Annotated in this window: 10 protein-coding genes; all 10 read left to right on the top strand. The window is 37.4% G+C overall.

Annotated elements, in window-relative coordinates; translation table 11 throughout:
* The first annotated feature begins 361 nt into the window (after positions 1 to 361).
* The 10 genes from LAT75_RS08325 to LAT75_RS08280 all read left to right on the top strand — a co-directional run bounded on the left by LAT75_RS08325 (position 362) and on the right by LAT75_RS08280 (position 8,762).
* On the top strand, positions 362 to 1,744 hold the full coding sequence (locus LAT75_RS08325; protein WP_291482188.1) for a hypothetical protein: 1,383 nt from the start codon (positions 362 to 364) through the stop codon (positions 1,742 to 1,744).
* A 130-nt stretch (positions 1,745 to 1,874) separates the two neighbouring features.
* The gene (locus LAT75_RS08320; protein ID WP_291482187.1) at positions 1,875 to 2,255 is read left to right on the top strand and encodes a hypothetical protein; all 381 of its coding nucleotides are present in this window, start codon (positions 1,875 to 1,877) and stop codon (positions 2,253 to 2,255) included.
* The gene (locus tag LAT75_RS08315) at positions 2,252 to 3,097 is read left to right on the top strand and encodes a hypothetical protein (RefSeq protein WP_291482186.1); all 846 of its coding nucleotides are present in this window, start codon (positions 2,252 to 2,254) and stop codon (positions 3,095 to 3,097) included. Before LAT75_RS08320 ends, LAT75_RS08315 begins: the two co-directional genes overlap by 4 nt.
* Positions 3,098 to 3,205: 108 nt before the next feature.
* Entirely contained in the window at positions 3,206 to 5,035 is a 1,830-nt protein-coding gene (locus tag LAT75_RS08310; protein WP_291482185.1) for a DUF4209 domain-containing protein, read from the top strand.
* A gap of 93 nt (positions 5,036 to 5,128) precedes the next feature.
* Positions 5,129 to 5,743 (top strand): hypothetical protein, encoded by a 615-nt coding sequence (locus LAT75_RS08305; protein WP_291482184.1) that lies wholly within the window; start codon positions 5,129 to 5,131, stop codon positions 5,741 to 5,743.
* On the top strand, positions 5,736 to 5,906 hold the full coding sequence (locus LAT75_RS08300) for a hypothetical protein (RefSeq protein ID WP_291482183.1): 171 nt from the start codon (positions 5,736 to 5,738) through the stop codon (positions 5,904 to 5,906). Before LAT75_RS08305 ends, LAT75_RS08300 begins: the two co-directional genes overlap by 8 nt.
* Before the next feature lie 190 nt (positions 5,907 to 6,096).
* Complete coding sequence (locus tag LAT75_RS08295) at positions 6,097 to 7,065, top strand: hypothetical protein (RefSeq protein WP_291482182.1); 969 nt, start codon at positions 6,097 to 6,099, stop codon at positions 7,063 to 7,065.
* 195 nt (positions 7,066 to 7,260) lie between these two features.
* On the top strand, positions 7,261 to 7,494 hold the full coding sequence (locus LAT75_RS08290) for an addiction module protein (RefSeq protein ID WP_291482181.1): 234 nt from the start codon (positions 7,261 to 7,263) through the stop codon (positions 7,492 to 7,494).
* 421 nt (positions 7,495 to 7,915) lie between these two features.
* Entirely contained in the window at positions 7,916 to 8,479 is a 564-nt protein-coding gene (locus LAT75_RS08285; RefSeq protein WP_291482180.1) for a GNAT family N-acetyltransferase, read from the top strand.
* 67 nt (positions 8,480 to 8,546) lie between these two features.
* Positions 8,547 to 8,762, top strand: coding sequence for a hypothetical protein (locus LAT75_RS08280; protein WP_291482179.1), 216 nt, complete (start codon positions 8,547 to 8,549; stop codon positions 8,760 to 8,762).
* Positions 8,763 to 8,784 lie beyond the last annotated feature (22 nt).

Below are 8,784 nucleotides of genomic sequence, written 5' to 3'. Positions count from 1 at the left end.
GCCACATTCTTAATTTGAAATAGAGCGGGGTTTCAATACATTATTTTTTTACCAAAGCACCCCAAAACGCCGGTTTTGTGACTGACGGCAGCGAAGCTGTGAGAGGAAGTGTGAATGGGATGTAGAATTTCATCTCTGATGCGTGTCAGAAACTGGCGTAAACACAAGGCATTGAGATCCTGCTGAAGTCGTATAAGTAGTTCCTTATACAACTTCAGACTTCTGACGCATTAAGCCGCTGCTGAGGTACTTAATGACCACCCGGAAGTCGCTCAAGTTGGTTATTGTTTACTTATACGACTTGGGAGGGTGTCTTGGGGTTGTTTAATAACATGTTAGGCAACTAATTTAAAATCTAACCATGCTTACCACTTTAATAATAATCGGGGTTTTATTTGCAGGGCTTGGCAGTGCATCACTTATTCATAGACATCGCCAATATTCATTTCTAAACAAATCTTTAAATGTCGATGAATCCTATAAAAAGAGAGCTGCAAAAGAACTAGGTATAGATGGAGCAATAGTTACTGGTGTATCGACATTTGATGTCTTGTATAATTCATTGAAAATTAGCCCTGAAACTCTGAGTGGAATCAATCATTTACACCATGCTCAAAACTTCGAAAGTCTTGGTGATTTAATGAGTTTTTTGAAGGGCGAGATAATTAAATCGGAAGCAGGTGAAGCAGCATGGCGACAGATGATTCATAAATATAAAGGTTTTACAGGGGAGCAAACTGCTTTCGGAAATCTAACTGAACAAGGTTTTCAAATTAATGTCCCTGAATCTGCAACAACAGAAGGACTTGATGTCACTATCGATGGAAAGGCATACAACGTAAAAGTAACCGATAATCCGAGCTATATTCAGCAACATTTAGATAAACACCCAGATATTGATGTCATTACCAATAAGGAAATGGCACAAGCTTTTGGGGATCATCCTCGCGTAAAAATTGATCCAGATTTATCTTCACAGAAAGCATTCCATGATACTGCCAATACATTTGAAGGTGTTGGAGATATGGGAGATTTAATTGATGGTATACCAATTATCACGCTTGCTATTAACACAGTTCGTAACGGTAAGAGAGCTTATGATGGAAAAGTTGATTTAAAAACTGCAACAGAACATACTGTAATCGATACAGTTGGTGTTGGCGCTGGTGGTTGGGCAGGCGGTCAAGCTGGTTTATATGCTGGTTTAGCATTAGCACCAGTTACGGGAGGTGCCTCAGCTATTATAATTCCTGCTGCAACGACTTTAATCGGAACTATTATTGGTGTATTCACAGGAAAAGGCATAAGTGGTTGGTTTAAAGGAAGACATGTTCGTTCTGCAATAAAAGAACTTCAAAATTTGGCATCGACATTCAGAAATACATTCCTAGAACTTTATGACCAAGTGGTTTCAATCTCAAACAATTATTTTAAACACTTGCTTTTGGCAGTTGAGGAAGAGCATAAAAAAGAAGGATTTCTGAAAAGAACCTTATTCCCTAATTCTGCATCAACTTTTTATGAAATGGCAAATAGAAAGCTCAAATCTGAAAAAAACAAGACTCGGAATTTTTACAAAGATCTAAAAAGTACTTTAGTCAAAAATAAAGAGAGTGAAGGTGGAATGATATTATATGCACAAGGCATCGAAATATTAAATGAAGTTGAACCATTACCTGATTACTATAACCAAATCAGTGCTCAGTTAGAAATTGTGGAAGTTGAAAAGAAAAAAATCTCTTAGCCGAGTTGCCTAACAAAGCAAATCAAGCGGACGCGTTTGTGTTTAGTTGCTTATATTCAAGAACTTAGACGCGCCGCTTATTTGCCAGGCCGTTAGTTGCTAACCATTAACCAAAACATGAACAAACAAAATGAATAGATATAGTGATTTGACTAAATATCCTAAATTGTTTAAAAACTCCTATTGGGGATCTTTTCAGGTTGATAAAGATCCTCCAGAAAAAGAAATAGTATCAAATCGGAATAGATTTTCAGAAGAGTATGAGCTTATCAGTTTTATTTGCAGTGAACGTCCAAAAGTAGGAAGTAAATTATTTGATCATTGTGAGTTATATAAATCAAAGAATGGGTTCACATTTATAACGTCTCCTTATGATGAAAATTCAAATGATGCTGAAAGATTCGGTTTAACAAAATATTTAAAACTCTATCACCCAGCGAGTAACACATACATCAAGCATTTCAATTCAAAAATTGAGTTCAATAAATTTTTGAAAAATCCAGAATCATGATTGATGAAAGTAGAATTCATTCAGTTGAAACAGAGATCAAACGAGTTGTTGATAACCTTTTTTCAGTACTAGAGGAAAAAGTTCGCTCAAAGTCTGATTTGGTACTTTTTCTAGAAAATGGTCACAAAAGTAGATTTAAAATTCCTGATAAATCGGAATATGTCATAGGTCCTGGGGAAGAATATCATGACGATAGATATCGCAGGGAATTTTACATTCAATATTTAAAAGGGGCTGGCATCGAACGTCATAAGAATTTAGAAGCTGGCGGAGAAATTGATGATTTGAGCAAATTTAAGAGATTTTCATTATTTCTTGAATTAATGATTTATTGTCATCTATGGGAGAACAAATTACACTTACGTGATCTAAAACAAATAGCAAGATTACTCGATAGGAACTCTTATAACTGGGATTTGACCATACCAGATTACAACAAGGGAAATTTAATCAGAACCGAAATAAGAGATGTTTTCATTAATCACGGTTTAGAGGCTGGCGACCTAATCAATTCTATCTACAATGGTCAAATAAGAAATGCTTTTGCACACTCACAGTTTACATTCATGCCTAATGGCGATACTATAATTCTTGGTAACTACGATGGAAAATATCATAACTTAAGTCGGATCAATGAATATGAATGGGAGAATTATTTTCTAAAGTCTACTCTCTTTTTTCATCATTTTTTCATCAAAAAAGAAAAAATGCGCGTTGATTTTGGGAATGATAATCCAGTCGTAAATATCGATTTCCCAATATCGCCAGGAAGAAAAAGACAGATTGAAATATATTGGCATAATCCTGGATATGCTTATACATTTTCACCTCCCAGCAACTAACAAGCGTTTCGTGCTGACGGGTTTGCATTTTTTGCTTAACTTCAGGCTTGGTCGCCCCGCAGCACAAACGCAGGGTCGTTAAGTGCCTTCATGGTAGACTAATAAATCATGCCAATTTTAAAATTAAAAATCACTGTTGAAGATTTAGATGGGTTCGATTTTAAATCCAAATTAGAAGAGAGTCCCAAAGTTACAGTTGAATCTTATCGTTCTGTTTTTGAAAACATCATGAATGAACAGAAAGATAAAGACGATAACAAAGCGAGTATTGCAAGTTTATTAAGTGCAATCTGTACATTCGCTTTAAGACCAAATCATTCTGAGGGGCCTTTTGTACCATTTTATTCAAGCCCTGAGGGTAGATCCCCAATTCCTTCAGATTTATCACAGAATGAGATTGAGGTTTTAGCTGAAATCGAAAATAAAATTAATGATTCTGACTTTAATGCACGTATTTCTGATGTTATTTGGGTTGCTTCAAAAAACCATAAAGCCGCTCATCGAGCTGTAGATCATTATTTATCATCTATACAGAAATTAGAGGAAGCGGGTGAACATATATATGTTCCTAATAGAGCACTTAGGGCAGTGGAGCTTGCTTCGCTACTTGGCGGAAAGAAAACAGGAAAAACTGATGAAATATTAAATGTAATCTGTGAGATAGTTCGCAAAAGAGTTAGTAATAATATTGTAATTAGAACACTCGGCTTAATTGATATTTTAATTGATCGTGATTTTGGGTCAATGCTAGATTGGGCTGAAGCGTCAAAAAAATTGGCTGAATTTCTTGAAAATGAAAAGAAGTTCGATGTTTCAAGAATGTTTTGGGAGAGAGCTGCAAAAGCATTTCAAAAGCATGGAGATTCAGAAGCTGCAACAACTGCACTTATTTCTGAGGCAGAATCATATGTGAAACTTGCTGATAGTTCCGAGTCTGAGATGGTCAAATCAAGCTTTATTCGAAGCGCATTTGAAGCTTACAGGTCTATCCCAGATACCGATGAAAGAAGAGAGGAGTTACACAAACAATTATTGCTTCATCAAGAAAAGGCACTCCAAGAAATGGGTACTATTTCTACTCCATTTGATTTAAAGGATTATCCTGAAAAAGCCAAAAAGGCTGTAGAAGGAAAGGAGTTAATAGAAAGTTTATATTCATTGGCTTTCTTAGATCATCCAATTAAAGTTTCGGAACTTAGGAAAGGCGCAGAGAAGTCAGCTGAGTTAAATCCTTTAACTTTTATGATGAGTAGTGAGAGGGTGAATGCATTGGGAAGGGTTGTTGGTACTAAACCAAATGGGTTTGATGACTACGAAGGGGCTATAGTTTCAATGATGCACGACGATGCGACCCGTTACCATATGTTAGCTACTGTCGGTTTAATTAATCCTGCTCGTCAACAAGTATTGGCTGATCATCCTAACATTGACATACGAGACCTTGAACCACTTTTTTCGCACAATGCTTTCATTCCGAATAATAGAAAACTTCAATTTGCACATGGATTACTTGCCGGTTTTAAAGGTGAGTTCATCATTTCAGCCCACTTATTAATACCACAAATCGAGAATTCTCTTCGAGTTATACTTCAGCGAATGGGTGTCATTACAACAGGATTGGATAGTTCAAATCGTAGACAAAATGAGCAGAGTTTAAATGTTACACTCTATGATTACCAACCTCATTTGGAGAAAATATTTGGTGAAGATATAATATTTGAACTTCAAAACCTCCTTGTAGAACCTTTAGGAGCAAATCTTCGGAATGAGATTATGCACGGTTTGGTTAGTGATGGCAATTTTTATAGTTACCCGGTTATTTACCTTTGGTGGCTTACTTTACACCTATGCTGTATAGCAAATCAAACGCCATTACCAGAGGAATACATTGAGGAATCCAATGAAAATGGGGATTCGGAAACTGAATCAAATACATAAACCAGGCACTTAACAAGCGTTTCGTGCTGACGGGATTGCATTTTTTGTTTAAATTCAGGCTTGGTCGCCCCGCAGCACAAACGCAGGGGCGTTATGGCACTTCCCCCAAAAAATAACATCACTTTGTTTAGGTTTGATTTTGGTTCATTTAATACGACTTCACTTTACTTTTTCGTAACTTATTATGTGGATTATAATGAACTCGATTTTTTAATAGACAAACTGACGCGTTCTATAGAAAATGTCGTTACCGGAGATAGTTTCCCAACTGAGATTTCGCTCATCAATAAATCTGACTTGAAAGGTATTAGCACAAAAACGAATTGGCAATTCAACTGGCAATCCGAATTTGAATTAAAAGAGCGAGAAATCTATAAGTTGACAATAGTCAATAACCCTAAAGTCATTCAGGGTCTAATCAGTTTGGAAGTAAAAGAAGATCATGTTTTCATGCACTTACTCGAAAACGCTCCATTTAATAAAGGTTCTTCAAAAATGTACGTTGGTGTTGCTGCTAACTTAGTCGCATTTGCTTGTAAAGTTTCATTTCAAAGAGGACATGAAGGAAATGTTGCGTTTATCTCGAAGACTCAGTTAATTGACCATTACATTAAAACATTACAAGCTGAGCTAATAGGTTCACGTTTAATGGTTATTGATTCAATTGCCGCCACTAAACTAATTAAAAGGTATTTTCACAATGAGTAAAACAAAACGTAAACCCGAATTAAATGTTGATCTGATAGGTGGAGAAGCACTTACAGATTCAGAAAAAGAACTATTGAGAACGTTTTTTCGTGAGCAAAAGGAAAAGCAGCAAAAAAGGCGCTCTAAACGTGCCTTATCTAAGAAGAAGACCGTATCAAATTAATCGGTTGTCGGGGTTCATTTCGGAAATTACTTGCCCATTTCAAAGCATAGGTGCCATAACAAGCATAGCGCTTCGCGGTACTACTTATCCTGCTTACGTGTAAGCCATTGTTGCTTAAATTCGGGCATCGTTGCCACGCAGCAGAAATGCCAGAACGGTCGTTATAAAGCAGAAATCGAAGTCTATAAATATGCCATTTGACAATTTAATCCTTATAAAAGGCGGTGCTTACAACAAAATTAAAAAGGCACTGAAAGATTGGCTTGAACTATACTCTGACACCGTTCAGGAAGGTTTGATATTTCAAATATTTAAAAAGGAAAAAGGCTTTCATATTATTCAAGTAGATAAAATACTCGATAATGAAATTTTTTTTTCGCTTATAAATTACTTGAAATACCCTGTAGGAATTGAGTATAAAATTACGATTGAAGGATTTACAATAGGTAAAGCAATTAAATGTCTGAGAGATAAAAACTTATTGGTATACATATCTCCTTATAACATAGAATACGATAACGTTTTACTGGTAACATCTGATAATATAAACTTCAAAGTAGACTTTGATGGTAATGTCACTAAGGTAGCAGATACTAAAATCTATTGGATTCCAGAGGGTTTTCAATTTGAGATAAAAGAAACTATAACTTTTGCAAAATCAAATTTAAAAAATACTGAATCTAAAAAGTCAACAATAAAAACTGCGAAAAGATTTAGAATAATTTCATTGATTATTGTAGCTCTAATATCTTCAACTTATCTTACACTTATTATCTCGCAAGAGCTGAAACTATTTTACGATTATACTTCCGTTATTGGTGTAGGAATCTGGTTTTGGTTTTGGGCAGATGACATAATGTTAAGAGAAAACAAACTTTACAAATACTGCATTTACATTTCTATTTCATTTGCTATTTATGGAGTTCTATTACATAGTTTATATGGCCACCTTATTTTTAGCCTTATTTTATGGTCATCTTTGTTACCACTCACTATTTTGATAATGCAAAAACCATTAAGGCATCTATATTTAAAAAATTTTAAGAAAGAACCCATAATAAACAGCATGGGTAAATTATCAGATTTTTTTTATACGTTAATCTTATTCTTCGGTTCATTATTCATACCAATGCTATTAATTGATTTATTAAATTCATAAGAAACTTCAAAATCACTACCTAAAACTGCTTTATAACAAGCGTTTCATGCTGACCGGTTCGGGTTTCTTGCTTAACGGCAGAGTTGGTCGCCACGCATCATAAACGCAGGACCGTTATACCCACTTCCCGAAAATCTAATTTCTTCCGGTTATCATCGTTAGTAATTATATTTGACTAAACTAAACCCTTTTCCTATGATCACCGATTTAAAAGAGATTGAAGATTCAGCCCTGAATCTGAACAGAAAGGATAAAGCACGTCTGGCTGACAAATTGTTGCAAAGCATTCATGGCAAAATTGATCCGGATATCCAGCAGGCTTGGATTGATGAAGTCCAAAAAAGAAAAGAGTCCTTAAAATCGGGCGATGCATCCCTCCATTCTGCTTCGGATGTTTTAAATGAAGCCAGGAAACGTCTTCAAAAGTGACAATTAAATTTCATTCAGAAGCCAGAAAAGAGTTTTTTGAAGCAGCTGATTACTACGAGGAACAAGTTGTTGGTCTTGGGGATGGTTTTATTGATGATTAAGAAAAAGTGCCGGATGTCATCGAGCAGCAACCTTCATCGGGAACTAAAATCACGAAAGCTGAACGTAGATTTTTAGTCTCTCGCTTTCCCTATGGAATCATCTACTCAGTTGAAGAAGATCAGATCACAATTTTTGCTGTCATGAGCTTAAGGCGAAAACCTGGGTATTGGAAATCTCGAACTTAAATCTGTGGGTATAACAAAGCATAGCACTTCACGGTACTACGTATCCTGCTGACGTGTAAGCTATTGTTGCTTAACTTCGGGCTTGGTCGCCCCGCAGAAGAAATGCCGGGTCGTTAAACTCAAAAAGAAACACAATGATCACAGTAAAACCAGCAACCGTCTTTGCGGGCGTTAAGGAAGTTGTGGGACCTAAGCATCCCGACGCCAGTGTTTGCTGGTGCCTCACGTACAGACTCCCTGCCAAAGAGAACAATGCCCTCACCGGCCCGGCGAGAGGTGAGCGCGTAGCGGAGATGCTGAAAGCGGGGCCCATTGGGGTCCTGGCCTATGATGGTGACGAAGCTGTGGGCTGGGCGGCCGTAGCCCCGCGGCGCGAAACCACATTTGACCGGAGCAGGACCATTCCCCGTTTAGACGATGCCGATGTTTGGTGCGTATGGTGCATCCGGGTCAAGCCCGGTCACCGCAGGAAAGGAATTTCGCATCAGCTGCTTGCGGGGGCTATAGCATTTGCACGCGGCGAGGGTGCAGCGATACTGGAAGGCTACCCGCTGGATAACGCAGGCAAGGTGATCAATACGACCATGGCGTATGTTGGCACAAAGGCCCTCTTTGAGTCAGCCGGCTTTCGTCAGGTAGCCGATACAAAATCCGTCCTTGATGGTTTTCCGCGGGTTCTGATGCGGCTGAACCTGTAGGTGATGGGTTGTAGATGGTGCTTGCGAGCGCCTCAACAAACCATGCCATGAAATGCCATGCAACTGTATGCGAACCCGTTTTCTCCACTGTAAACCGGCAAAAAAACATCTGCCATTTTGCCCTGATGAAAATACGATTGTGCAATTTGCGCATACAGACGGAGCATTCGGCTTTAACGAACCTGGATTGCCACAAATTGATGAAAATGAAAACCTAAACGAGCAAACAGGCTTGAGAAAATCAGAGCACACATTTGATTTTCTGAAATACAAACTTCTTTGAGTGTGCTAAACAAAAAGCCTTA

Source organism: Cyclonatronum sp. (genome assembly GCF_022565315.1).
Classification (GTDB): Bacteria; Bacteroidota; Rhodothermia; order Balneolales; family Cyclonatronaceae; genus Cyclonatronum.
This window is presented reverse-complemented; position numbering and strand designations above follow the sequence as displayed.

Excerpts from the sequence above, each read along its gene's own strand:
- LAT75_RS08325 (WP_291482188.1), top strand. The coding sequence starts at position 362 with ATGCTTACCACTTTAATAATAATCGGGGTTTTATTTGCAGGGCTTGGC.
- LAT75_RS08320 (WP_291482187.1), top strand. The coding sequence starts at position 1,875 with ATGAATAGATATAGTGATTTGACTAAATATCCTAAATTGTTTAAAAAC.
- LAT75_RS08315 (WP_291482186.1), top strand. The coding sequence starts at position 2,252 with ATGATTGATGAAAGTAGAATTCATTCAGTTGAAACAGAGATCAAACGA.
- LAT75_RS08310 (WP_291482185.1), top strand. The coding sequence starts at position 3,206 with ATGCCAATTTTAAAATTAAAAATCACTGTTGAAGATTTAGATGGGTTC.
- LAT75_RS08305 (WP_291482184.1), top strand. The coding sequence starts at position 5,129 with ATGGCACTTCCCCCAAAAAATAACATCACTTTGTTTAGGTTTGATTTT.
- LAT75_RS08300 (WP_291482183.1), top strand. The coding sequence starts at position 5,736 with ATGAGTAAAACAAAACGTAAACCCGAATTAAATGTTGATCTGATAGGT.
- LAT75_RS08295 (WP_291482182.1), top strand. The coding sequence starts at position 6,097 with ATGCCATTTGACAATTTAATCCTTATAAAAGGCGGTGCTTACAACAAA.
- LAT75_RS08290 (WP_291482181.1), top strand. The coding sequence starts at position 7,261 with ATGATCACCGATTTAAAAGAGATTGAAGATTCAGCCCTGAATCTGAAC.
- LAT75_RS08285 (WP_291482180.1), top strand. The coding sequence starts at position 7,916 with ATGATCACAGTAAAACCAGCAACCGTCTTTGCGGGCGTTAAGGAAGTT.
- LAT75_RS08280 (WP_291482179.1), top strand. The coding sequence starts at position 8,547 with ATGCGAACCCGTTTTCTCCACTGTAAACCGGCAAAAAAACATCTGCCA.